This window comes from Candidatus Zixiibacteriota bacterium, from assembly GCA_040753875.1.
Classification (GTDB): Bacteria; Zixibacteria; MSB-5A5; order GN15; family FEB-12; genus DATKJY01.
In genome coordinates this window covers 51,125-77,531 of the sequence record JBFMDV010000032.1, presented here as the reverse complement: position 1 = coordinate 77,531, position 26,407 = coordinate 51,125, and the positions used below count along the sequence as shown (strand labels likewise).

Here is a 26,407-nt window from a genome sequence, read left to right as displayed (position 1 = left end):
GACATGACATCGTCGTGACACAAAATAACTCTCACCCCGATCGGCTGTAATCATTTACGGTTTAATTGCTTAGATAGCATCGTCGGTCGAGGCCCGCATGGCTTGATGAGGATAGTATCGGTATTTTTGGGAATCCCCGGCCCGACCGACGGGTATAACTCCTAAGAATCCTCACCGTCGGAGACTCGAATCGCTCCAGTAACCGACTGCGACACAATATATTAACGGATATTGTACCCGCCGCGAGTCTCCAGTTTCAACTGGATTTTTGGACTAAATCGGCCGATAAATGACTCAATGGTATATATGGGGGCTTGAGTACCTAATCGGCCGGGGGAGGTGAAGTATGGGCCGCCACGTAAGGTGGCCGGCACGAGCCCTTTCGTGTAGTCGTGGAACCAGCGAGGTAAGCGCAAATTGATTTCGCCATCTCCCGTCGCCGTTCAAGAAACGCTTGACGGCACCCCTTCCAGTTCGCCGCGTCGCCGATTGTTCCTGTGGGCATTGTACGGCGTGTCATTCGCGCTGTTGATCTGGTTTTTTGCCGAAGGCTTACAGTATTACATGACGCCGTACGCGGAACGCCCGCATCATGCGGACTATCGTGTTTTCCGTCCGGCGGGCACTCATGGTCTCACCTACGGAATCGTGGGCGCGACCATGATGGTATTAATGCTTGGGTACACGATGCGCAAGCGGACTCGGTTGTTGGGGCGAGCCCCGGCGCTCCGGTACTGGCTCGACCTGCATATCTATTTCGGGGTCATTGGTCCGCTGTTCATTGTCCTGCACACTTCGTTCAAAGTCCAGGGCCTGGTGGCTGTGGGCTTCTGGTCGATGGTGGCGGTCGCCGCCAGCGGTTATTTCGGGCGGTACCTGTACATGCAGATACCGCGCAACATTGCTGGAAATGAGCTGACCTTACAGGAGATGGAGCAGGCGAGTACGCATATCGCCGACGGTTTGAAAGAGCGGTTCCGCCTTGATGACGAGACGCTGAAACGTGTTGACGCGCTGTTCGAGAAGCGACTGATCCCCCGTCGTCATGGCGCGCTGACCTCGGCGCTTATCCTGATAGGCGGCGACCTGGCGCGACCGTTCACGAAACGGGAACTGCGCCGACGGCTCCGGAGGATAATCCTCCTGCCGAAAAATCAGTTCATGGAACTGTTCGAGACGGAATTTCGCCGGGCGCTCCTGCGCCGGCGGATCGGGCTCCTGAGTGAGATGCGGATGTTGTTTCATTACTGGCATGTTATTCATAAACCGTTCGCCATTGTCATGTATATCGTTATGGCAATCCATATCGGCGTGGCGCTCTGGACCGGCTACGGGTGGATTGGTTAGAGGATCGTCAGCAGTGTACCGATTGGCGGGGTATGGACTCTGTTTCATCGTGTTGGTACTGGCACCCGGGGCGACAGTCGCCCAGCTATCGCCGGGAGAACTGCACCAGTCGCACGCCTTCCTCGAGGGTGTGCAGAACTGCTCCAAGTGCCATGGTTCGGACCGGCAGTTGGTTCCGGACAATTGCCTGGCCTGTCACTCGGCAATACGCGAGCGGCTCGACAGTCGCACGGGGCTGCACGGTCGTCAGGAGTACCGGCAATGCCAGTTGTGTCATGTGGAGCATCAGGGACGCACGTTCGACCTGGTCTATTGGAAAGAAGGGCAGAAGCAGTTGGATCACTCGCAGACAGGCTATAGGCTTGAAGGCAAGCATGCCACTGCAGATTGCCGCGCCTGTCACCAGGAGAAGTTCATAATGCACCGAGCCGCCCTCGAAACGGACAAGACGACGCTCGACCGGACCTTCCTCGGCCTGGACAGTGCCTGCAAGAGTTGCCATTTCGACGAACACCGCGGTCAACTGATGGCCGCCTGCTCGGAATGCCATACGGCCGCTTCGTGGAAACCGCCCACCGGCTTCGACCACACCCGAACACGATTCACCTTGCAGGGCAAACACACGACCGTCTTGTGCGAGAAATGTCACCTGCCGGTAGTGGACAATAGCACTGTTGATGACGGCAAGTTTCTTCGGCTCAGTCCACTGGTGTTCCAGCAGTGCACGGACTGCCACACCGATCCGCACAAGGGCAGGTTGGGGGCCAACTGCACCAATTGTCACAGCGCCGACGGTTGGAACGTGACCAACAAGGCCAATTTCGATCACAGCAAGACCCGTTATCCGCTCGAAGGGAAACATGCAGGGGTGGCGTGCGACAAATGTCATATTCCGGGTCGGGAACGCGCCAAGCTCCCGTTCGCCGTATGTCGTGATTGCCATACTGATTTCCATAACAAGGAGTTCGCCGCCCGGCCCTCGAAAGGGGCATGTGAGGAATGTCATACCGTGGCGGGGTATTCGCCTGCCCGCTTCCTCATGGCGCAGCATGAGCAGACGAAGTATCCGCTCACGGGGGCGCACAAAGCGGTCCCATGCAGTGGCTGTCATGCTAAGCGCGCCAGCGGAACGGAGACAGTCCGCTACCAATTCAAGTTCAAATCCATGCGGTGTGTGGTCTGTCACGGCGACCCACATCGCGGCGAGGCCAAGAAGTACGTAACGAACAAAGGGTGCGAATTCTGTCACTCGGAGGAAACCTGGCGCCAAGTGCGATTCGACCATGGCCTGACGAGGTTCGCGCTCGAAGGCAAGCACAGTTCAGTAGACTGTCGCAAGTGTCACACGGGGCGTGTCAAAGGGGTCAAAGAGCCCGCGCTCACCATGATCGGTGCCGCAACCGTCTGTTCCGGGTGTCACCAAGACATTCATCTGGGTCAGTTCGCGGCGGCCGGAAGTAACGTTACGGATTGTGCCGGTTGCCACACGCCCCAGGACTGGAAGGCCAGAAAATTCGATCACAATCGGCAATCGCGTTTCAAGCTGGACGGAGCCCATATCAGGGTCCCGTGCCAGAAATGTCACCGGCCGATCATGGTCGGCACGGAACCATTTGTTGCCTACAAGCCGCTGGATACTGCCTGTGCCTCCTGCCACGGCGCAACTCCAGTTTTGAAAAAGGAGAACAAGACATGAGACGCGCCGCAACGTTCGCCGTCCTGCTCCTTGTGACTGTGGCCGGAGTGATTCTCAGCCGGACTTCGTCGCAGAATCCTCACGGCGAACTGAAATGGGATTGCCAGGACTGCCATACGGCCGACTCCTGGTCGGCACTACGGAGTCCGGTCCAGTTCAATCATGACGTAACCGGCTTTTCGCTGACCGGTGCGCACGCCACTGCGCAGTGCATCGGCTGCCACAAGGATCCGGTGTTCAACCATGTCGGTGTGGCCTGCGCTGACTGTCACGCCGATCACCATCAGGGACAACTCGGTTTGGCTTGTCAGAATTGTCATACGCCGCGAGACTGGCAGAACCGCAAGGATATGCTTGAACTGCACTCGCAAAAGGGGTTTGCCCTCACCGGCATGCACGCGGTCGCCGATTGCGAAGCCTGCCATCGCAACCAGGCCCGCAACGAATACGGCGGAACCCCGATGGATTGCATGGGCTGTCACGCCGAAACATATGCTGCAACGACCGATCCGAATCACGTTGCGGCCGGATTCCAATCAAATTGCGAACAGTGCCACCATGCGGCGTCCGGCACCTGGAAGAACGCCTCCTATACCCACCCGTCCTCGTTCGTCCTTACCGGTGCGCACCAACAGGTGAATTGCATGAGCTGTCATGCTGCCAGCTTCGCCGGCACGCCAAACGACTGCTATAGCTGCCATAGTCCGGACTTTCTGGCCACCTCTGACCCCAACCACAGCCAGAGCGGCTTCACGCATGAGTGCGCAATCTGCCACACGACGGCCCAGTGGCGACCGGCCAACTATAACCATGCGGCCACCGGTTTCCCATTGACAGGGCGACATCAGACAGTGGCCTGTGGGGACTGCCACGCGACATCGTACGCCGGAACCCCGACTGACTGCTACTCGTGCCATCAGACGGCCTTTGCGGGCACCACCAATCCCAACCATGCGTCGGCCAATTTCAGCCACGATTGCATCTCGTGTCACTCGACCAACGGGTGGACGCCGAGTTCGTTCGATCACAACACGACAGCGTTCCCGCTGACCGGAAGGCACACGACTGTCACCTGCATCGACTGTCACGCCACCGGGTACGCCGGGACATCGAGCGACTGTTACTCGTGTCACCAAACTGCGTTCGAAGGCGTATCGAGTCCGAATCACGTCTCGTTCGGATTCAGCCACGACTGCACTGTTTGCCACTCGACAAATGCCTGGATACCCAGTTCGTTCGATCACAACGCGACCGCATTCCCACTGACCGGCAAGCACCGGACTGTCACCTGCACCGACTGCCACACCACCGGGTACGCCGGTACGCCCAGCGACTGTTACACCTGTCACCAGACAGCGTTTGAGGGAGTGTCGAATCCAAATCACGTTGCCTCCGGCTTCAGTCATGATTGCACAACCTGTCACTCGACCAGCGCCTGGACGCCGGCCAATTTCAATCATAGCGCAACCGCGTTTCCGTTGACCGGCGCTCACCAGACAGTGTCCTGTATCGACTGCCACACGACGGGCTACACCGGCACGCCGTCCGATTGCTATACCTGCCACCAGACCGCCTTCAACGGGACGACGAATCCCAACCATGTCACGTCTGGTTTCAGCCATGACTGTGTGTCGTGTCATAGCACCACCGCCTGGACACCGGCGACGTTCGACCATAATCTGACCGGGTTCCCGTTGACCGGACAGCATGCCTTGACTGCCTGTTTGGCGTGTCACACGAGCGGATATACCGGCACGCCGTCCACGTGCTACGCCTGTCACCAGGCCGACTACACGGGCACGACCAACCCCAACCACCTGGCTGCCAATTTCCCGACCGACTGCCAGTCCTGCCACACGACGAACGGCTGGTCGCCGGCTAACTGGGACCATGACGCCCAGTATTTTCCGATTTACTCCGGGGCTCATAACGGCAAGTGGACACTCTGCAGCGAGTGCCACGTGAATCCGGCCAATTTCGCCGTGTTCGAGTGCATCAACTGTCACGAACACAACCAAACAACCATGGATGCGAAACACTCAGGCGTGAGCAACTACCAGTATCTGAGCGCCGCGTGCTACAACTGTCATCCCAGAGGGAGACATTGATGAGCAAATTGAGCTTTGTGACCGTCGTGATCATCGGCCTGCTGACGACATCCGTTCTGGGCGCTACTTCGAAACCGGTGGTCAAGTATTTGTCCGCCGAGAACGTGTACTTGAGTATCGGCAAAGCCGAGGGGCTTTCGGTCGGCGATCGACTGGTTATCACAAGTCGGAGTAAGTGCCGGACGGAGGTCGAAGTACTATTTGTCGCCGAGCATTCGGCCTCGTGCAAAAGACTGACCGATTCCTGCACGCTTGCCGTGGGGGACGTCGCCAAACTTGTTGCCACTGCGCCCCGCGACACCGTGGCGTCTGCAGTCGATTCCAGTGTGTTGGTCGCGCAAGCCGAACCGGTGGATACCGTTACTCCGGAAGCACCCAAGAGCTACACCAAGCCCTCGGCCCCGAAAATCACCGGCAATCTCTCGGTGCTCTACTACCATTGGGACGACCGATCCGCCTCGAATTTGGACTTTTCCCAGATCACCGGGCGGTTCAATTTGAAAGCGCGCCGGTTGTTTGGACAGGAACTGACTTTCAGTATCCGCTCGCGGGGCCGGTATGATCAGCGCCAGCGAACGTACAGTTCCCAGGTTTCGCGGAACGCATGGGAGAATCGTATCTGGGAGTTTTCGATCAGCTATGAAGAGCCGGGTGCGCTGGTGAACGCCTACGCCGGCAGGATCCTTCCGCGACGGGCGGGCAGCGCCGGATATCTGGACGGCTTGCTCATGGAAGCGAGGATATCGCAAAACGTGCGGATCGGTATGTTCGGCGGCAGGGAGCCGCTGTGGGCCTTCTCAGAAGACCAGCTTCCGATCATGAGAACCGGCGGGTATGTGACACTCATGCAGGGAGAGCCTGGCAAGAGCTATTTCGAAGAGAGTGTCGCGGGGATTGGCGAGTACGCCGACATGGTGGTCAGCCGCGAGTATATCGCTCTCCAGGGAAGATATAACGCCGGTTCCACCTGGGGGATGTACCACACCGCGGAGATCGATGTCAACCGCCGATGGCGCCGTGAGACGACAGGTCAGAGCGTCGACATTTCCAGCCTGTACCTTGGCGTCTACTATCGTCTCCACAGACGCGTGCGCCTCAGCCTCAGCTACGATAACCGGACCAATTACCGCACGCTGGAAACCAGGTCCACGGTCGACAGTCTGTTCGATGACCACTTGCGACAGGGCATGCGCACGCAGCTCGACCTGAGCCTGCCGCTGCGAATTCAGACAGCCATCAGTTACGGACTGCGAAACAGGGAAGGGGACCCAAGCGTCACCAGATCCTATTCGTTCTCCGTGAACAAGTCGGAGCTCTGGCGATCGACCGCAATGTTCATGGGGATGTTCGCCGGATTCGACGGACCATTCGAGCACGGCCACAATTACTCGGTTCGCATCAGTGACAACCTCATGCGACGGGTCATGATCGGAACGGCCTACGGCCTCTACAGCTACAGCGCGGAATCCGACAACACCAACCGTAGGAATCAATGGTACGAGCTGTTCGGCCAGGGGGATCTGTCGCGGCATTATTTTCTGGGCGGCTCTGTGCAATTCGACACCGGCGATGATATTGAGGGCATGCGCCTGCAGACGGAACTTGGGTACCGCTTCTGAGTCTGAACCCGGCCGTTGCGGAAGGGTAGAAGAATCATGCAGCAGACTCTTATTTGGATCGGTGTCATCCTTCTTATTTTAGTGACCTTCGTGCCGTACTTTCGGCGGTTCCGCAAGGATCAGCAATCGGCCGCGGCCCGGAAGGAGGAAGCGCAGGCAATGGGGATCGACCGGCCTCGCGCCCAGTACCCGATGGTCAACCGCTCGGCCTGCATTGGCTGCGGCGCATGTGTTGCCGCTTGCCCCGAGGGGGACGTGCTTGGCGTCGTCTGGGGGATCGCCGAGGTCATCAACGGCCAACGCTGTGTCGGTCACGGTCATTGCGAGCGCGCCTGTCCGGTGGGGGCGCTCAAGGTGGGGCTCGGCGATATTACCACCCGTCCAGATATACCGATTCTCACGCCCAGAAATGAGACCACCGTTCCCGGGCTGTTTGTGGCCGGTGAACTGGGAGGGCTATCGTTGATCCGCCACGCTATTGCCCAGGGGCGCATGGTGGTGGATGAGATCGCCCGACGCGGGCAGCGTTCTACCAACGGGGATACGCTCGATGTGATTATCGTGGGGGCTGGCCCGGCCGGACTCTCGGCCGCGCTGACGGCCATCCAGCACCGTCTGACCTATTTGGTGCTCGATGAGCGGGATGCCGGCGGAACGATCCTTCACTATCCGCGGAGGAAGCTGGTGATGACCCAGCCGGTCGAGATCCCGCTCTATGGCTGGCTTACCAAGGAAGAATACTCCAAGGAACACCTGCTGGACACCTGGTATACGATCCTGGAGCAGTTCAATATCAATATCAAAACGGGCGAGCGTGTCGACGACGTACAGCACGAGGCGGACACGTTCATCGTCAAAACTCAGACCCGGTCGCACTACGCCCGCTTCGTCGTGCTGGCGCTGGGGCGGCGAGGCACACCGCGCAAGATGGACGTGCCGGGTGAAGAACAAGCCAAGGTGATGTATCAGCTCGTTGATGCCCAATCGTATTGCGATAAACATATGCTGGTAGTGGGCGGCGGCGACAGCGCGGTCGAAGCGGCCGCAGGATTGGCCAGACAACCCGGCAACGTCGTCACCATTTCGTACCGCAAGAGCAGTTTCTTCCGCGTGAAAAAGAAAAATGAACTCGCCATCAACAAGATGATCGCCGATCACAAAGTGATCCCGCTGTTCGACTCACAGGTGAAGGAGGTTCGTGAGAAGTCCGTGGTCCTAGAAACGAAGAAGGGAGTGATGGAGATCCCTAACGACTACGTGATTGTCCAGATCGGCGGCATTCCGCCGTTTGATATGCTCAAGAGCATGGGGATACAGTTCGGCGGTGAAACGCGCAGCATCAAACAGAGTGATTGTCTCATAAAGCAGCCGGCATAACACGTTGCCAGCACACTCCCGGTCGACTCAGCACACCTGCACTCACTCGGAACAGACAATACCCCAATAGCGCCATTGCTCAGGCACCGCAGGGGCAACCGCCCGACGTCCGTCTGTTCAGCGGTTGAGCAGTGATAGTGATAACTGTATGGTCAACACCATAGGTACTTAGAGTAGTTTGCGCCACCGCTGATGCTGAACAAGTGCACCAACTTTCAGGTGCCAACACTCCGTCTCCTGAATACACCGGAGTCCGGTCCGCGCCAGGCAGTTGATTTACCAGCTTGCCAATCTCCCGCACCTTCTTGGAAGGCGTACAGTTAGCGGGTAGGCAAACGCGCACATCAATTGGCCTCCCGTACGCGGGCTCTCTGATTTGGGTCCGATTTTTGCTGAATGACACGACGGTTCTGCCCTCCGACGGGTGATTCCGAAGTTGGTCGGCAGCAGACGTTAGTGAACCGGCAAACGTAAACTGGAGTGACGACGATCTCGTGTTACGAATCATCGTTTCGGTAATCAGCAGCATCCTGGTGCTGGCATCAATCGCGTGTACGCAAGAAGTGCTGATCGCGGATTTTCCGCTGGGGGTCGGCGGGACAGTTAGCCAGAATTTCTTCAAACCATACTACCCGCAGCTGCAGGCGGTTGCCGATACGCTCCGCAAGTATCCTCTGGCGCGCGGCGTGGTGACGGGGGGTGCCGATGGCGTTCGCTTTGCTGCCAACAACGACGCCAAGAACCCGGGGCTGGCTCTTGGTCGAGCCCACGCGCTTCGCAACGTATTGATACGAGATTTCCATGTCGATTCCACGCAGCTTCTGATCCAATCCGTCGATGTGGCCGCGCGCGGCGGACGGTACCGTTCTGTCAGCGTTCGTATCGAACGAGACCTGATGGGAAACGAGTCGCGTCCCGCAACGCCGATACAAGCAAGTCAGATTGAGCGCCCGAACGTGGAATCAAAAAGCTTGGCGAGTCTGCTGACAGAGAACATGGGACTGCGACTGAGCGCCGGTGTCTCTTCATCACCGTTCGGCGGCATACCAATTGTTGCCGGTGCCATTTCGTGGAAAAAGGTGGTGTTCATTGAAGGTCTGGTTGGGCACACTTTCTGGAACAATTCATATCGGTTTCAGGGTGTCAAACTGGACACTTGGCGACGAATGGCTGGCGGGCAGTTGACTGTGTTCCCCCTTAAGAAGGCCCGAGTGGGGTTTGTAGGGGGGTGGTTCCGTATCGAAGAGATTTCGCAGAAATACTATGAATTCGTGAAACTGTCGGAAGGACCAGTGCTGGGGATGCGGGTTACACCATTTGCGCACGCGTCGGTCACTGGATCATACAATCCGGCCAGGCACCGCATTGCCGGCGACCGAATATCCCGGCCAAAAAACGATCAGTTTCTGATCTCGGTCACCCTGCACACCGACCTCGGAGGCGCCAGATGAAGCGCTTGCATGTTGTTGCGATCCTGGCGATGCTCGCGGCGTCGTTTCAGCTTCTCGTGAACTGCTCGAAGCCGCTGGAGAGTATCGATGGTCAGTCGCAGACCCCAGGAGTTATTGTCCGGGTAGACACGATCGTTTTGACCGATACCGTCATTCAGACCGATACAGTCGTGAACACCGATACGATCATCCAAACGGACACTGTCGTTGATGTCGACACGGTGTATATCGAGTTGCCCGATTCGTGCGCCTCACAGACTCAGTGCGCCCGGCTGAACTGTTATCGAAAAGAGATCGTGTGGATGTTTGAAAATCCCGAGGGCCAGTTCCACCTGACCTTCACGGCCAGGTTAGACAAAGACCAACCGCCTCAGACGCTCCTGGTGAAGATCAACGATCAATCATACGAATGGACACCGGTTGACGCCAGAGTGCTTGAGGTCGATACACGGCTGTCGGCAGATGCATCGGTAGTCATCAAGCCAGAGAATCCACAGGCCTTTGGCCATGCTATCGACATCTGCGTGACCTTAACAGCGCGCTGATTTGCTGTTGGGCAGGGCATCCAAGCCATGCCCCGATGCTGACCCTGCATTTCACTTACTTGAATTTCTCCTTTGTCGCCACTACCGACGACCTCACTAACTCTTCCAGAACCGCCAGATCAATCTCGGACAGAGTTTTGATGTACAGACAGCCCTTTCCCGTCTTGACTTTTCCGATTCGCTTCACCAGATCGGGTCTCGTCTGAAGTCCAAACATCAAGTAGAGCGTGAGGTTCTGCTTTCGCGGCGAGAATCCAGTCAGAAACCAGTCCCCCTCCCGCCCGCTCCCGTACGTGTAGTGGTAGTCGCCGAAGCCTACGATGCTGTCTCCCCACATTTTCGGCGCTGCCCCGGTAATCCGCTTCATGAGCCTGGCCAGCACCTGGCAGTCCTTGCGGGTCTCGTCATTGTCGATTCTGTTCAGGAACTCCTTAACGCTCCGGCCCGTCGGTTTAGTCTTCAATTCCGCCATACGTGATGTCCTCTTATCTCTATAGATACGATGAGATTCATACCGAGCGCAATAGCTTCATCCGATTGTCGCACAAGAATAGCGAGTGTGGAATGGGGTAGATACTGAATTGAATCACTGAGGGGTAGTCGAATCGTTGGTTGACAGGGAGGGATTTCAGCGGCCCTCCCTGCCAACGATGACGTGCGTGTCACAGACAGCGCATGAACGCCACCAGATCCTTCTTGTCCTGGGTCGACAAGTGAAGCTGCTGGACGAGATTGAAATACTCGACCACATCTTCAAGGGTGAAACAACGGCCGTCGTGTAGATACGGCGGCGAGTCTTTGATACCTCTGAGCGGAAAGGTCTTGATCGCGCCGTCGTGCGCCATCATCATGCCGTTCACCATTTCCATCTTATAGAACCGCTCCGCTTTCAGGTCGTGCATGCTATTGTCGGTGTAGTACGGCGCCGGATGACACAAGGCGCATTTGGCCTTGCCGTTGAACAGCCCCTCGCCGCGAAGTTCGCCGGCGCCGGCCTTCGCCGGATCGAGCTGACCGTAGATATTCAACTTGGGAGCCGGTGGAAAATCAAGCAGCGCCAAGAACTCGGCCATAAAATGCACCTGCGACCCGCGCTCGAGTATATTGACCCCTTTCTTGGTAGCCATGCAAATATCGCCATCGAAATACGCGGCGCGCTGCTCAAATTCCGTAAAGTCCTCCACCGTTTTGAGCGCGCGCTGCGATCCGAAGAGGCGCTGGATGTTCACACCCCTTAGCGAGGGTGTTTCGATGCGATGCCTGAACTCCTGGGGGCGAATGTCTCCCACCAGGTGATTCGCGCCGTTGGTATGACCGTTGGCGTGGCAGTCGAAGCAGGTGACGCCGAGACTCGGCTTGTCGGTACGACGGTCTTCTGTTGCATTGAACTGCTGCTGCGGGAACTGGGTCAACAGCAGCCGCAGGCCTTCAAGCTGCTTCGGATTGAGGATCCCGTTGAACATCTCGTAGTAGTTGTCGATGGTAACAAGCTTCCCCTTTGAAACGTCGCCCAGGTCGGGTCGAGTAGTGAGGTAGATGCCGGGCGCTGGGTCCGGCAGGAAATGCTCCGGCAGATCGAAATCAAGATCGAACCGAATCAGCCGCGGAAGTTCCTTGGTGATCATTTCGGGGAAGAGCATGCCCCCCTCGGCATGATCGGCAAACGGCAGGGGTTTGTACGGAAACAACCCTTTCCCGCTCATGTCATCGGGAGTCATCTTATCGAGTTGCTCCCAGGTGACGCCCTGCAATTTGGCCGTTGGACCAATTGGTATTGGTTTGCCGCCGGACATCGCGATATCGGCGGCCGTCTTTTTGGTCAAGTCGTACCGGCTGTTGAGCATCTCCATGTGCTCTTTTGCCCGGGCGGCCTTGACCGCCATCCGCTCGGCCTTTATCTGGTCGAATGACTGGCTCAGGTTGGTCGGGCCATAGCTCGACACTACATTGCCCTGTTGTGCGTAGACGAACGAAACGACTACAACTACGCTAAGTAGTGGGATCAAAAGGCAACGTCGATTGTTGGGTTTCCTTGCTTTCATGTGAGTTTCCTCAGATAGAAATTCTAATTGCCAATAGAGGCGGATGTCGACTCCAATGACAGATTATCCCAACGGCCTCTCTAATGCCCTGTCTGCCGTCTGATTCAAGCAGACGACTCTTCACCTCCTTACCTGTAAGGTTTTTGGGCCCTATCGCAAAGTTTCAGCAGTTCTGTGTCTCTGTCAAGATGAACATCTATGCAGTAGTCCATTATGCGGTACTTCGCGTGGCGGCGCCCAACCGGCCGCGGGCTGACCACACCTCAGCCAGGGGACCTTCTTATGGCGGTCAGAAAACGCGAACGAAGCCTGTCGCCAAGGAGTGACCGTTTGACAGGAGGCAGTTTCAGGAATCCGCCGACAAATCCCCGAAGGAAGCTGTGCGAGAGTTTTCCGGGATCGCTGAACAGCAGGTTCTGCAGCGTCCCCTGCTCCAGACTCTGCAGGATAACTCGTTCGAAGGTATCGGCAGGGCAGAAGACCCGTTTGGCACGGCTTACCAATCGGAGGGAACTGCTCTGACACCGCAATGCGCACACGCCGCAGCCCAGACAAATTGATTCGTTCACTTTCGGAAAGTCACCATTGCCGCCCTCGTCGATCGCACCCACCGGACACGCGGCTGCGCACGTTCCGCAGTTGAGGCAATTGTCTGTGTCTATCCGCGCGATGAAGTTCGATGTCACCACCATCTGTGGATAGCCGAACCGACTGACGCCCAGCAACACGTTGCAGCAGCAACTGCAGCAATGGCAGATGAATGAAATATCGTTGCGGACGTTATCGGCGCACATGACCAACCCGTCTTCCCTGGACCGTGCGAGCCTGTCGCGCATTTCTTCGCGAGAAATTTCCTTCGCCATGCCGTGTCGGATAAGCGTTTCTGCGGCGCCGTCGAAACTGGAACAGGTTTCGAGGGGTACGGCGCACCGTTTTTCGCCTGCATGAAGCTTCTCGTGCCGACACGAGCAGATGCCGATCGCCACCTTGCGGGCGTTCGATACGATACCCTCGGCCTTCTCATAATCGAGGACCTCTACACGGGCCGATTCATCGAGCGTCTCTTCGTAAGGGAGCGTCCGCAATGATGATATCCTCTGACCATTGCCGCAGTTGGCATCGTAAAAAGTCGTCCTGTCCTGCAGGTATGTATGAAACAGCCGCGCCCATTCACGGGTGTTGAGCTCGCCACGGGTGCGCATCATGGTGAATTCGAAGATTCCGATGATCAAGGGAGAAACAGTGTAGTGATATTCCTCTTTGGCCCATACGTCGAGCACGAGTCCCTTTTCGCACAACTGCTCCAGCAGGCGTTCGAGTTGCTGACGATCAACCCCTGTCGCAGCCTGAATCCGGGCAATATCGGACAAACCGTACGGCATGCGCACGACTAACTCGGCTTCAGCCGGTGTATAGAGTTCCCTCAGGATTGCGTATAGGGTGTCATTCCATGGAGCGCGGGCGGTGAGACCGTCGATTTTCTTACCGAGTTTTCGATAGAGATCTTTGCCAACCAGATGACCCATGTCTGCACCCCTCGATAATGGTCAGTGAAATTGGACAGAGTACACTATTAATGTAGTCTCAACGGATGCCCAAAAGCAATAGCTTTGACGGAAACCGGCTGGTCGTTATGGAGATCTTTGGCCGAAAGCGATAATCCGTGAGAGGTAAGCCAAATGATGGGGTCTACCTAGCACATCCGAAAGACATTGTCGTACAATGACTTATGCAAGGCGAACGCCGCCTCTCACATTTACTCGCCCCGATCTTCGCGCTTAACTGACCTCACATATCCTGACAATTCAAAGTCGCGATTCCGCCTATAGCTCAGGCATGCAGGCCTTTAGCTCCCATTGGAAAAAGTCGATAAGACAGATAATAGAAGATAGGGCAATCTCTAAATATGTTGACAGCGACGCGACGAGCTCTTTGGTCAGTTCTGCTTCTGGCGGTTTCTACCAACGCCACCCAGTACTATGTCGCGCCCTCAGGCGACGATGCCTATACGGGTTTGACACCTGCGGAGGCTTGGCAGTCGATTGACAACGGCGCCGCCAAAGAAATTCTGGTTCCCGGTGATACGGTTAATATACTCCCGGGGAATTACCTTATCCCACAGTCAGTCGATCTCAAAACATCAGGCACAGGTACCGCCCCCATACTCTATCGTGGTTTAAATGGACGACCCGTTATTGACGGTCAATCCGGTTCGTTCGACCTAGTGACCGTCTCAGCCTCCTTTGTCCAAGTGCAGAATCTGGAGTTTACGGGTTCAACGAAAGTTGGGGTCATGGTAAAGGGGGACTCCTGTGTCGTTCATGAATGCTACATTCACGATGTTGGCACCGAGGGTATCAGCATCGAAAGTTCCGGCAACTTGGTAACGCGAACGATCCTTCTGGGCACCGGCAACGCCGGGATATTCAACAAGAAAGGGGCTCTTTCAAACCGCTACTTCGGAAACACGATCCATGCTACGAATACCGGAATTGATATCCAGGTTAATGAAAGCAGTGCGCGCATCTTCAACAACATTATTACCGACTGCGTCCATGGCATCTCCGGGGTCGCCGGCAATGTCTGCGCGTTTAATATTCTGTGGAACAATCAGGCCGGACCGTATTTCGGAGGCGTAGTCGATTCGGCGGGCGGTATGATTGCCGATCCGATGTTTCTCGACACGACCAACCATGACCTTCGACTCAACTTCGGCTCGCCGGCAATCGATGCCGGTGTCGATCTTGGCTACTCCTTCAATGGTCTTGCGCCGGACATCGGCGCCTTGGAGTGCGGTGAACTGGCCCGCCTAGAGATCTTCCCGGTTCGCGACACATTATCCGCCGATTCGGCCTATCAGTTCAGCGCCCTCGCGTACGACAGTGCCAACCTGGCGGCTGCTTCGGGGAACCTGATCTGGTCGCACACGTTTCCGACGGGCATCATAGACAGCACCGGTCTGTTCACACCTGTCGGTACCGCATCCGGCAGAGTCACAGTTAATTCAGATCTCAACGGCATCTCGGCACAGACCGGCCTCATGACGATTCGTCCGGGATCTCCCGTGTCGTTTTCGGTGGCACCGGACACGTTGACGATTGCATCAGGGAACAGCCAGACATTCGCTTTCAAGGCGTACGACCTGCAAGGGAACCAAGTCGTCGAACTTGGCCAAATCAATTGGACTGTGAATGGTGGAATTGGGACCATCGATTCGACCGGACTATTTGTTGCCCATGTAGCGGGTACGGGCACAATTGAGGCACAAAGCAGTCTTGGATTTACGGCCGTCTCAGGACAGATACTGGTAGTGCCCGGACCTGTGGTCTATCTCGATGTTCTCCCGGCCGTCAACATCGTTCCTACCCTCACCTCGTACCAGTACACGGCCATTGGATACGACAGCGACTCCAATTTCATTGCCGACTATACGGATTCGGTTATCTGGTCGACCACTGACCTGGTGGGGGGCATTACCGCGACCGGCATGTACTCCGCCGGGCCGGTTGGAACTTACTGGATAAAAGCTGCAGAAGGTATCATCAGGGACTCCGGCAGCGTGATGGTCACCCTCGGGGGCGGCCTTGACCACATACGGGTCGAGTACTTTGACGGTACACCGGTGGGTGCGACGATCTTATCGACTGACAACGACACGACTCGCTTCTATGCCAGAGGGTATAGCGCCGTTAACGCCCTGATCGGGGACGTTTCGGTCGACTGGACGATCGTTGGCGCTGATACCAACAACAGAATCGTACCGGCCGTGGGGACAAACGCGAAACTCGTGCTCAAACGACCCGGCGACATACGCGTGTCGGCGACGCATGTGGAGGGACCTGTAGACACCACGGGTGTCCTTACTATCGTTACCGGCCAGCCGGTTTCGCTCGACGTGTTCCCTGATACCGCCACCGTGGCCATCGGTGCGACACTCGGGTTCAGTGCGATCGCTCGGGACGTCGACAGGAACGTGACGGTACCTCAGCCGGTGGTGAGCTGGTCTGTTACCGATAGTATTGGTTCGATCACAGTCGATGGCATGTTCACCAGCTTAAATGTAGGGCAGGGGTATGTTGTTGCCTCAGCAGGCCTTCTTGTGGATTCGAGTGGGCCAATCCAAGTAACACCCGGCCAGTTGAGCAGCATTCACGTCGTACCTGACTCGGTAACAGTTGGCATCGGAGATACTGTCTATTTTACGGCTATCGGTCTCGACAGCGCCGGAAACGTGACGGATCCCGGCGTTGTCACCTGGCTGGCACTGGGACGGGTCGGCAATATCGATGCGGACGGGCGATATATTGCAGAAGCTCCCGGTACAGGCGCAGTCAGCGCAACCAACAGTATTGCCGGAATCGCCGACACTACCGGCAGTTTGCGCGTGGAAGAGCTGTTCTTTTCCACTATTCCACTCGGCGACGGCACGATCAGACCGAACGGTGACGCGACAACGGTGCAGGCGTTCCGGCTGGAGAACTATTACGCCACTACGAAAACAGTGACATCGATAGCCGTTAACGATCTGTCTTCAGGTGCGGGTTCATCAGCTCAGCTCGCCGCCAACATGACCACTGCATCTGTCTATGCGGACCTCAACAGCGATTCGACTCTTACCGGCGTCGACTCGCTCTTGGGCACAACTCCCTATCTTTCAGGACACATGACACTGGCCATATCGTCAATCGATATCCCGGCCGACAGCGGTATGACCTTTCTCGTGACGGCGACATCCGCTGCGCTTGCACGAGACGGCGACACGGTTGACGTTGCGCTCATCCCGGGTCTGGATATCGAGACCGCAGACCTGACGATTGTCGCGGGACCGCCCCTATCGAATTCTCGAGGGATCACGGAGATTGACGGGATGGTGGCCGGACAGATCGGGGTAGTGTCAGGTGGGAACAACGCGCTCAGACCGGACGACAGTCTTGTCCTCTGCTTTGCATTCGACCTGCCGCGCAACGGCTATCAGCCGGACACACTCAAAGCTGTGGATATCATCAACAGCGGATCGGCGGTCCAGACCGATATCTCGGAGTTCGCGCTCTACGCCGACAACGGCGACGCAGTCTGGGGCGGACCGAGTGCCGAGATTTCGCTTGGGAGTCTGGTGTTTAACGGAGAAACGTGGTCACGGGGTGGTCTCTCACATCCGTTACCGGATATCGCCGCTCGTTTTTTCGTGACGGCTCGACCGGCCAGTTTCCCGCATGACGGCGCCACCATCATCCTGGGTATGCCAATAAACGGCGTGCGTGTGAGCTCGAACAACGACGGCCCGCTCGATGCGCTGGTTACGTCCCCTGATACGATCACGATACAGGGCCGCCAGGCGCTCCTCGCCAGCAGTGTACCAATACCCTCGCACAGCTGCACTCCAGGTCAGAATACCGGACCGGTGCTGGCAATAGAGTTGGTCAACGGCTATGCCGAGACCATCGCAATCGATACCATCAGATTCTCGTTCGTCGGCATCGACCCGCAGGGAGCAATCGACGCGCAGCTTGCCGGGCAGATCGATTCCGTTTTCCTGTACCTCGATAAGGACAATGATATTACGTCCGTTTCATCGGCCGATTCACTGATCGCTGTCGACATTCTGGTCAACAGCGTTGCGGTCTTTGATGCCAGCAGCCTCCCGCTGGCCGGAAGTGGCGGGACCCAAACGGTGTTCGTTACGGCGAAGCTCAGTCTGACGAACGCGAAAAACGGCAATACGGTGGCGTTTCGCGCGGTGGACTCCACCGCCTTCATCTGTGACCGCCCGGTACGCGTGAACGGGACATTCCCGCTGACAAACGCGGCGCCGTTCATTATCGATGCGTTTCCTGCGGCGTCCGTCACCGTGCATGTACTGCCACCGGTTAATCTTTACGCTGGACAGACCGATCAACTGGTCTTCGATTTTGAGCTGCCGCGTAACGGCTATGCCGCCGATTTACTTTCGCAGCTCAATCTGCTCAACAGTGGCTCACTGCCCGACAACAACCTCCTGCAAAATGTCCGGCTGTGGCAAGATGAGACCGGCGACGGTTTCACTCCCGATGATCCATTGCTCGGCGAATTCACGGCTTCGGGGAATCTCTGGCGGCTGGACGGTCAGAAAGCCGCGCTCGATTCGGTCGCAAATCGGTTCTTTGTCACTGTGTCGATCTCCGACAAACAGCTGGGTGGCGGCACCATTCGTTTCGATATACCGGTTCAAGGGGTTCGGTTCGCCTCCGGCTCGACAGGGCCTGATGATCAGAGCGTGGTCAACCCGTCGTCCTTTGTCATTTTTCCATCCAACCGTGTCACCGCCATATCGATACCGATCAACACGACAACAGTCTACCCCGGCGCGACCGGAAACGTACTCATGACGTTCGCCCTGTATAACGGCTACCTTGGCCAGACGAAAACGCTCGCACAGGTAACACTTACGAATGCGTCACGTTCGGCAAGCTCAACAGCCTTTGCAGACCACGAACTCGGCCAGGTGTCGCTGTATCTTGATATGAATCAGAACCGTGTCTTTGACAACGACAGTGTGATCGGGACAGGGCTGTTCGCTCAGGGCAAACTCAGGTTCGAGGGACTCTCTACCGCGTTGCCTTCGGAGTCACTCGCGTATTTCTTTGTCGCGGCAACCTTGCCGACAGATCTGATCGACTCCGACAGTCTCTTTGTGGTCATCGAACAACCGACCGATCTGGCGTTTACCGAACTTGTCAATCTCAATGGGGATTTGCCGTTGTCGAGTGGTGGAAGTCTGGTGGTCGACGGTTCTGTCCGCCGCCAGTATCGGCAATTCGGTCCGGTTGGTCGCTCGCTGACACCAGGGGATAGCGATGTCGTGTTCCTGGCCTTTTCTCCGGCCGCCAATGGTGATCGTATGGATGAACTCCAGCAGATCGCCCTCGTAAACATGGGCAGCGGCGATACGGCCTCTTTTGCAAATCTGGAGCTCTGGCTGGACACGGATGCCAATCGCGGATTAAGCACAGGGGATTCGCTCGTTGGCGCCTTCGTGTACGATGGTGGCGTGTACACTGCGCAGGGACTTTCAATACCTGTTCCTCCAACTCCTCCCGGCCTGCTGGTGGTCGGTGATATCAGCATCAGCGCGTTGCCCGATGCTACGTTCCGGGCCGAGATCCCTTTGACGGCCTGCGCGTATGGCTCTGCGAACGACGGGCCGATCGACTCCTCCATAGCGGCGGCGGGCGTCTTCACGGTCTCCACCTCAGGGCTCCGGGTAGCACCGGATACGCTTCGTGCCAGTTATTCTGTCGGGCAGTCTATCGAGGTAAGCATCGCAACCACCAACGTCACAAGTGGGACTATAAGCGCCGTCGCCACGGAGATCGTGAATATTTCCGATTCGCAACTGGTCCGTCTGGACAGCAGTATCGCCGGCCCGCTCGATCTCGGGGCCGGCCAGACTTTCACCAGTCGGTTCTATTTCACAGCCGTCGGCCAAGGCGCTGTGTGGTGGCAGTTAAGGTCGGTGTCGCAAGCGTCGGCAGATTCGTCGCCTGTGATTCAGACGGCGCCGACAACAATTCAAAGAGCGATTTCTCCCGTCAACCTTCAGCTCCTGAACACCAGCCCGACAGCGGTGACACGGGGGCAGACCAATATATTCTGCATGACGCTCAAGTGCCCTCATCCGGATTCGGACCCGTCGGTGGCGGCCATGGCCCTCGAGAGCTTTCATGTGAAAGTAGTGGACGGTCAGGGAGTTGATGTACCAGCCAGTTCCGTTTTCAGTCGTATGGTGCTCACCACTGGTTTGGATATCCTCGGCGTCATCACGGTTGTGCCGGCCCAGACCGATATCGTCTTCTCTTTTGGCACTCCATTGGTCGTTGTGCCGGGAGCCTCACAGAACCTGATGCTCGTTGTTGACGTCGATTCAAACGCCGTACCGGCTGGCTTCATGATCGCGATCGACAGTGCCTCGTGGGTGCCGTGGTTCGACGCGAACACCGGACAGTTGATCCCGACCGGCACAGCCACTGTCTACCCGCTCAGATCGGAGGTGACGCGCATTGATTCACCGGCGGAGCAGATTGCCGTCTCGGCGGTTTCCTGCGCACTCCCGACTATCAACTACGCGCAGCAGCGCGTGGACATTCTCAAGCTCTATGTACGTCATACCGGGGCATTGGGTTACTCGTCGGTACAACTGACCAGACTCGCACTGGCTGTGGTCGATTCGAATGGCGTCGCTCTTGCCGCCGGTGATCTGTTCAGCGAGATCGAACTCCACAAACCGGGGAATATCCTCGGTAGCGTGGTCCCGTTGCCGAACGACACCAACCGTCTCGACATCCCATTGACCACGCCGGTAAATCTTAACCCGCTGGAGTTAGACTCCATGTACGTTGCTGTCACGGTCAAACCGTTTACCGGCGAACCCGGATTCAGTCTGATCATTGCCGACAGCACCAACCTGACGGTACGCGATCTCAATACCGGAGCGGCTGTCCCCACAGTGCCGGACACTGCGCTCGCCAGCGGGACCGTCTTTCCCATTGTCTCGGCCTGGACATCTTTCCGGATGCCGGCGCAGGCTCCGTTACTGTGTTTAGCCGATATCGCAATCCCCTCGGTTTCGGGTGGCGCCGATTCCGTACCACTCTTCGCCTATTCGGTCACCTATTCTGCCTCCGCTGCATACTCGAACGTGCGATTGACGCGCGTCGGGATGCGCCCTGTTGACGGTGGCGGCACACCGCTTGACCCCAATCAGCTTCTGGACAGAATTGGATACCGGGTCGGTACAGGTCCGATATGGTATGCGCCATCTCTGACGGTCGCCAGCGGTGAACTAACCCTGATGCTCGGAGACACCGGCCTGGTGCTCGCCCCCGCCGACAGTCTCACCATTCAGATCGTAGGCGACCTTCGCTTAGAGGCGCCATACAGCGAATTCGCCTTCAGCGTCACGGGTGCCGTCGAATTTGATGTAATCGACGTGAGCGATACGACAAACCGGCCGGGATTGGCGACAGCCCCGGGCTGTTCTCAATCGTTCCCGTTCACGGCTGGACTTACTTCGATCGTTCTGCCTGCCGGCCGCCCACAGGCTACTCGCTCGGATCTGCCGGTGAGAATCGCCGGAGCCGGAAGCCGGGGAGTTGAGCTGTTTGACGGCTCTCTGACATACAGTTCTGCTTCCCCGGTCGGACAGATCGAGGTCCGCGGTTTGACGGCGGCGCTGAAGCGCCGTCCGAGCGGTAACGGTTCCCTTGAGCCTGCCCGTGCATCGATCGACGTCGTCCACCTCGAGATAAACGGCCTTGAGGTCGGGACTGATAGTCTGCTGGCTCAGGATTCAATCTCCATCGTTATGGCCGCTCCGCTCATGGTCAGCCGAGGAGACATGGTCAGTATCAGATTGACCTGCGACCTTTCCGAATCAGCCCCGGTCGGAAACATCGTGGTCATCTTCGCAGATTCGTCGTTCTTGCAGATTACTGACCGGAGCAGCGCGACCACCGTCTATCCTGTTCTCTCTGGAGTTGTATATCCTGTCGACGCAGGTGAGATTTCGGTAGTTGCAGCCGACCTGGGGGCCTCGTTCACCAACTATCCGAATCCTTTTAATCCCGCGCGCAACGAGGCCACTACAATCGGTTTTGTGCTTAATGAGGCTGCCACCATCGATATCGACATCTTCACCGTCACCGGTGAGCCGGTAACAAACGTCGTGCGCCATGAGTTCCGAGCGGCAGGGGCTTATCAGTCAGATAGCTGGGGAGGCAATAATGGAGTTGGGCGGACAGTCCAGCCGGGCGTGTACTTCTGCCGGATTACGGCAACGTACGAGACTGGTCGTATTGAATCGTTCAGACGGAAAATAGCGGTGGTGCGATGAGCATTGGGCGTGTCGTACATATCTCTATATTATGGGCGTTCACCGCATTGACGGCTACGGCTCAAACTGGCGGTACAGGCTCACCGTTCGCTTTCGGGGCCGGGTCAAGAGACCTGGCGCTTGGGGGAGCCAATATCTCCACCAGCGATTTCGCGACCGCCGCGTTCTGGAATCCTGCCCGGCTGGCACAAAGCGAACAATATGGAGTCATGGGTTTTCACACCCGCCTCTACGATTCGGATATCGCGTACCAATATCTCGGCATCGTGTTTCCAACGCTCGACTGGGGCGCGGTAGGGTTTGGCGTGTTCCGACTTGGCATCGATAACATCGAAAAACGAGATGCCGGCAATTCGCTTCTCGGCACGATCGACGACAACCGGATGGCGTTTCGTCTTGGCTATGGACGGACTGTCGGGTCGGTAGACCTGGGGCTGGCCCTGTCATTAGAGACGCACTCCCTTGACACCTATAAGGCGACGTCATCACCCGGTCTCGACCTGGCTCTATCACGGCGCATCACGACCCCATTCTGGCGATGCGAACAGGCAACGCTTTCTTTGGTCGGGCGCAATCTGATTACACCTTCGATGCGACTAGTCGATGAAACTATCGATATCCCCTTTGAACTTCAGGCCGGTCTCGGCCTCCAGTTTGCGGTCAGTCATGACGGCCATCACACGCTGAACCTGTCCGGCAGCTTATCAAAGCCTGATCCGGCCGAAGCGGTCGGGGCATTCGGGCTCGAGTATTCGATGTTTGACATGTTGAACTTGAGAGGAGGTCTCCGAGGAGACCAATTGTCGTTTGGCACTGGTCTGGCATATCATGGCATCAGCTTTGACTACGCCTGGGTCGATCGCGAACTCGGCGCGCTGCACCTGATCACGCTCAACACCGCGTTTGGCAAACCGGTGGGCGAACGCAGACAGCTTCGCGCCGAACGACGCGAGGCGGCATTCAACCAGGCCATGAGCGACCGCCTGGCTCAGAAGAACAGTGAGTTGGCGTCCCAGATGCTGGAAGCCGGCAAACTCGCCATGGGGGCCGGCGACCTGGAAGCTGCTGATGCCGACTTCGACCGCGCCCTCTTCCTGGCCAGAAGCAGCGGTATTGACACCACGCCATACGCTACGCTGGCCGCTGATGTGCGAAAGCAGATCACCGACTGGGATCGTGCTGCTCGATTGGCTGCATATGTTGATTCGGCTCGGGTGCACCTTGGCTCACAAGACTATCTCGGATGCCAGTATTTTGCGGGACTGGCGTTGGGGCTCGATCCCGGCTCGGCTGAAGCGGTCGACTTGCGCAACCAGGCGGTGTACGCTTCGGCAGAACTGAGCCGCAGTCAGGAATTCGTTCAGCAGAAACTCACCGAGGTCGATTCACTTATCAGCTACGGGGCCTACGAGCAGGCTCTATCCGCCGCCCAATCGCTTGACCGCATGGCGCCGGACAACCCGGCGGTTCGGCTGTCCCTGAGAAAGGCCGAATTCGAGTCTTTCCGCTCCAGCGCCGAGACGGAATTGGCAAACCGGCAGTATGTCGCGTCACTCGCCGCGCTTGATTCGGCGCTGGCTCGCTTCCCGGGTCATGGCCGCTGTTTAGAGCTCCAGCAGCAGTGCCAAGTAGCTCTAAAGCAGAGCCAGATGCCGGAAGTGGCCAAAGCGCCGGTATCCGCACCATTAAGCCGTGATCTGCAGAAACAGGTGCAAGGCATGTACGAACGAGCGCAACATGCCTTTGGCCGCGGAGACCTGCATCAAGCTATCGCCGAGTGGGAAGAAGTACAGCGCCTGGCGCCGGGATATCAGTCGGTTCGCGAGTATCTCGTGAAGGCATATCGGTTCGTAGGGGTGGACCTGTACAGCAGGAACCGTCTGACCGAGGCCCTTGAGATCTGGAAGAAAGCACTGGCGATCGCACCTGACAACGCTGAGATCGCCGCCTATGCGCGCCGGACCCAAAATGAGATCGACAAGCTGAAGGAATTGTCGTATGACAATTGAGCCGAACCAGGACATGCTTTCACAGTGGCCGGCCCCCTCACGGTTCAACCGCTCTATCCGCCGGGAGTTCGCGCTGTATCTTGGCGGTTTGGTCCTCCTGCTCATGATCGTCACCGGACTGATGGTCACTAACCAACTCGTCGCCACGGTCACCGACAACGTCATCGACAAGCTCCTGGTACAGACCCGGTCATACGCCGGGGCGGCTGCCAAGCAGGTAATAGCGGCCGATGGCCCGGATGCGCTTATGTTGACCGACATCTGCAAGCGACTCATGTCGGAAAACCCCGATTGCGGCTGGGCCGGTATCGCCGACCGCGACGGCCGTTATCTGGCGCATTCGGACATGAAGCAGGTCGTGTCAGCCTCGGCGCTGTCGATCACACCGTCCGGGCGCTATCTCAGCCGCTTGCGCACCGGCGAAGCTCTGCATATCACCAATGATTCGATCGTCGTGGCGGTCCCCATTGCCGAACAGGGTGTGACACTCGGGACTCTCGCCATGGGAGCCTCAACCCGCCAGATCGCGGTTGCCCGCCGGTCTGCGCTCGTCACCGTGTCTCTGATCACCATCGGTATGATCGTCGTGGGCGTTCCATTGACCATGATCATTCTGCGCCGCCGTTTGAAACCGCTCCAACTGATCACGGAGTCGTTGCGGAAGGTTGATGTCGGCCATATCCGCTTCGATCTGGCTGTCACCAGCGCCAATGAGTTCGGCTACCTGGCAGAAACGTTGCGCGTCATGGGGTCGCGGCTGGACCAGGCTCAGAAACAGATGGTGGAGACGGAACGGATGACCCGCGAACTCGAGATAGCTCGCGAGATCCAGTCGAACATCCTGCCAAAGACATATCCCACAGGTGACGGCTTCCAGTTCGCCGGCACCTATCGAAGCGCCCGAACCGTGGGGGGCGACTATTACGACTTTATCGAGACCGACCAGGGCAAGCTGGGCGTGGTCATTGCCGACGTGTCGGGCAAATCGCTGCCGGGGATGCTGGTGATGCTCCTCACCCGTGACCTGGTAATCAAACATGCGCGCAGGTGTACGCAGCCGACCGAACTGCTTTCAGCCGTCAATAGGGAACTGCTGCCCGAGATACGAAAGGGCACGTTCGTTACGATGTTCTACGGCCTTCTCGACGGCAGCAACGGCCGATTCGATTTCGCGTCGGCCGGGCACAATCCGCTAGTACATGTCCAATGTGTCAGCAACGAATGTCGGTTGATCAAGACCAAAGGGTATCCGCTCGGTATGATGGATGCTGCATCGTTCGACAAGCGGATCGAAGGCGCACAGCTCACGCTTGCCCCCGGCGATTGGCTGGTGCTGTACACAGATGGTATCAACGAAGCCATGAACAACTCACAGAGCGAATACGGGATGGACCGGCTGCTCACTGTCCTGACAGGTTCTGCCGTCAAGGCGCCGGTGGAATTGACGCGGGACGTTATGACAGATGTCGAGAGCTTCGTTGGCGGTGCGCCACAGGCCGATGACATGACACTTCTGGCGTTGAAATGGACCGGGCAACGCCCCATGACTTACAGATCGCAACAGGGAGAAACCGCTGGTGTCGCAGGTCACTGATCACCATCGCACCGTGAGAGTGCCGTCCGATCCGGCTTCGGCTTTCGGTCGCGCTTTCGAGCAGGAAATAGCGGAGCTCATCGCCGAACAGCCACAGCAACTCCGGCTCGATTGTTCCGCGCTCACGCATGTGGTATCGAGCCACGTCAATCTGCTCTGGAAAGCCAACGCGCGCTGCCGGGAAGCCGCGATCGGCCTGCGGCTGGTCAATCCCCCGATCAGCCTGATGCGTGTGCTGTATGTGCTGGACCTGACTCATTTGTTTACGTTCGAAGGAATTGAAGTCGACAACTTCCACCGACCCGATCAGAGCATCCAAGCCACCACCTTCCCAAAAACGCACGCCGAGCGGGTGAAGATCGACACAGCCCGCATCGATATGGCCATCGGGCGGTTTGTGTCGTTTCTCAATTCATTAGGGGCCGACGCAACGACGATTCTCGAACTGCGGACCATCTTCTACGAAATCGCGACCAATATCCGTATCCACAGCGGGTTGGGGTCCGACGACGAATTCACGGTTGAGGTCACCGCCCAATCTGAACAGCTTGAAATGACCATTGCCGACAGCGGACGCGCCTTTGATCCCACCGCCACGACCGTGCGATGGAGTGCCGCCGACGCCGCCAGGAACCACCAACTGCGCGGCTTTGGATTGCTCATGGTCTCCAAACTGGCCGACCGGGTCAGGTACACGCGTGACACAACTGACCGCAACGTACTCACGGTTCGAAAGAAATGGCGGCGATAG

14 protein-coding genes are annotated in these 26,407 nt (G+C 57.4%); 11 read left to right on the top strand and 3 right to left on the bottom strand.

The annotated features are described in order from the left end of the window. Window positions 1–417: 417 nt before the first annotated feature. The 7 genes from AB1644_12050 to AB1644_12020 all read left to right on the top strand — a co-directional run bounded on the left by AB1644_12050 (window position 418) and on the right by AB1644_12020 (window position 10,143). On the top strand, window positions 418–1,347 hold the full coding sequence (locus AB1644_12050; GenBank protein MEW6051775.1) for a hypothetical protein: 930 nt from the start codon (window positions 418–420) through the stop codon (window positions 1,345–1,347). 13 nt (window positions 1,348–1,360) lie between these two features. Continuing rightward, window positions 1,361–3,043: a hypothetical protein gene (locus AB1644_12045; GenBank protein MEW6051774.1), complete on the top strand. Its 1,683-nt coding sequence runs from the start codon at window positions 1,361–1,363 to the stop codon at window positions 3,041–3,043. Beyond that, a complete protein-coding gene (locus tag AB1644_12040; protein MEW6051773.1) occupies window positions 3,040–5,151 on the top strand; it encodes a cytochrome c3 family protein in 2,112 nt (703 codons plus the stop codon). Before AB1644_12045 ends, AB1644_12040 begins: the two co-directional genes overlap by 4 nt. Continuing rightward, window positions 5,151–6,770, top strand: coding sequence for a hypothetical protein (locus AB1644_12035; protein ID MEW6051772.1), 1,620 nt, complete (start codon window positions 5,151–5,153; stop codon window positions 6,768–6,770). Before AB1644_12040 ends, AB1644_12035 begins: the two co-directional genes overlap by 1 nt. A 36-nt stretch (window positions 6,771–6,806) precedes the next feature. Beyond that, window positions 6,807–8,147 (top strand): NAD(P)-binding domain-containing protein, encoded by a 1,341-nt coding sequence (locus AB1644_12030; GenBank protein MEW6051771.1) that lies wholly within the window; start codon window positions 6,807–6,809, stop codon window positions 8,145–8,147. A gap of 494 nt (window positions 8,148–8,641) precedes the next feature. Then, entirely contained in the window at window positions 8,642–9,598 is a 957-nt protein-coding gene (locus tag AB1644_12025; protein ID MEW6051770.1) for a hypothetical protein, read from the top strand. Next, on the top strand, window positions 9,595–10,143 hold the full coding sequence (locus tag AB1644_12020; protein MEW6051769.1) for a hypothetical protein: 549 nt from the start codon (window positions 9,595–9,597) through the stop codon (window positions 10,141–10,143). The genes AB1644_12025 and AB1644_12020 overlap by 4 nt, the downstream gene beginning before the upstream one ends. 55 nt (window positions 10,144–10,198) lie before the next feature. Here the strand turns inward: AB1644_12020 and AB1644_12015 are convergent, their stop codons facing one another. The 3 genes from AB1644_12015 to AB1644_12005 all read right to left on the bottom strand — a co-directional run bounded on the left by AB1644_12015 (window position 10,199) and on the right by AB1644_12005 (window position 13,711). Continuing rightward, window positions 10,199–10,615 (bottom strand): DUF1801 domain-containing protein, encoded by a 417-nt coding sequence (locus AB1644_12015; protein ID MEW6051768.1) that lies wholly within the window; start codon window positions 10,613–10,615, stop codon window positions 10,199–10,201. 190 nt (window positions 10,616–10,805) lie between these two features. Further along, entirely contained in the window at window positions 10,806–12,185 is a 1,380-nt protein-coding gene (locus AB1644_12010; protein MEW6051767.1) for a cytochrome B6, read from the bottom strand. Between the two features lie 263 nt (window positions 12,186–12,448). Continuing rightward, a complete protein-coding gene (locus AB1644_12005; GenBank protein ID MEW6051766.1) occupies window positions 12,449–13,711 on the bottom strand; it encodes a 4Fe-4S binding protein in 1,263 nt (420 codons plus the stop codon). Between the two features lie 380 nt (window positions 13,712–14,091). On the opposite strand from AB1644_12005, the gene AB1644_12000 reads away from it, so the two are divergent. From AB1644_12000 to AB1644_11985, 4 genes are read left to right on the top strand one after another with little or no spacing between them, the layout of a single operon-like run. Then, a complete protein-coding gene (locus tag AB1644_12000) occupies window positions 14,092–22,053 on the top strand; it encodes a right-handed parallel beta-helix repeat-containing protein (protein MEW6051765.1) in 7,962 nt (2,653 codons plus the stop codon). Next, entirely contained in the window at window positions 22,050–24,062 is a 2,013-nt protein-coding gene (locus AB1644_11995; GenBank protein MEW6051764.1) for a hypothetical protein, read from the top strand. Before AB1644_12000 ends, AB1644_11995 begins: the two co-directional genes overlap by 4 nt. Beyond that, on the top strand, window positions 24,052–25,656 hold the full coding sequence (locus AB1644_11990) for a SpoIIE family protein phosphatase (GenBank protein MEW6051763.1): 1,605 nt from the start codon (window positions 24,052–24,054) through the stop codon (window positions 25,654–25,656). The genes AB1644_11995 and AB1644_11990 overlap by 11 nt, the downstream gene beginning before the upstream one ends. Next, the gene (locus AB1644_11985) at window positions 25,640–26,407 is read left to right on the top strand and encodes an ATP-binding protein (protein MEW6051762.1); all 768 of its coding nucleotides are present in this window, start codon (window positions 25,640–25,642) and stop codon (window positions 26,405–26,407) included. The genes AB1644_11990 and AB1644_11985 overlap by 17 nt, the downstream gene beginning before the upstream one ends.

Excerpts from the sequence above, each read along its gene's own strand:
- AB1644_12010 (MEW6051767.1), bottom strand. The coding sequence starts at position 12,185 with ATGAAAGCAAGGAAACCCAACAATCGACGTTGCCTTTTGATCCCACTA.
- AB1644_12035 (MEW6051772.1), top strand. The coding sequence starts at position 5,151 with ATGAGCAAATTGAGCTTTGTGACCGTCGTGATCATCGGCCTGCTGACG.
- AB1644_12000 (MEW6051765.1), top strand. The coding sequence starts at position 14,092 with ATGTTGACAGCGACGCGACGAGCTCTTTGGTCAGTTCTGCTTCTGGCG.
- AB1644_12005 (MEW6051766.1), bottom strand. The coding sequence starts at position 13,711 with ATGGGTCATCTGGTTGGCAAAGATCTCTATCGAAAACTCGGTAAGAAA.
- AB1644_12040 (MEW6051773.1), top strand. The coding sequence starts at position 3,040 with ATGAGACGCGCCGCAACGTTCGCCGTCCTGCTCCTTGTGACTGTGGCC.
- AB1644_12020 (MEW6051769.1), top strand. The coding sequence starts at position 9,595 with ATGAAGCGCTTGCATGTTGTTGCGATCCTGGCGATGCTCGCGGCGTCG.
- AB1644_12015 (MEW6051768.1), bottom strand. The coding sequence starts at position 10,615 with ATGGCGGAATTGAAGACTAAACCGACGGGCCGGAGCGTTAAGGAGTTC.
- AB1644_11990 (MEW6051763.1), top strand. The coding sequence starts at position 24,052 with ATGACAATTGAGCCGAACCAGGACATGCTTTCACAGTGGCCGGCCCCC.
- AB1644_11995 (MEW6051764.1), top strand. The coding sequence starts at position 22,050 with ATGAGCATTGGGCGTGTCGTACATATCTCTATATTATGGGCGTTCACC.
- AB1644_12030 (MEW6051771.1), top strand. The coding sequence starts at position 6,807 with ATGCAGCAGACTCTTATTTGGATCGGTGTCATCCTTCTTATTTTAGTG.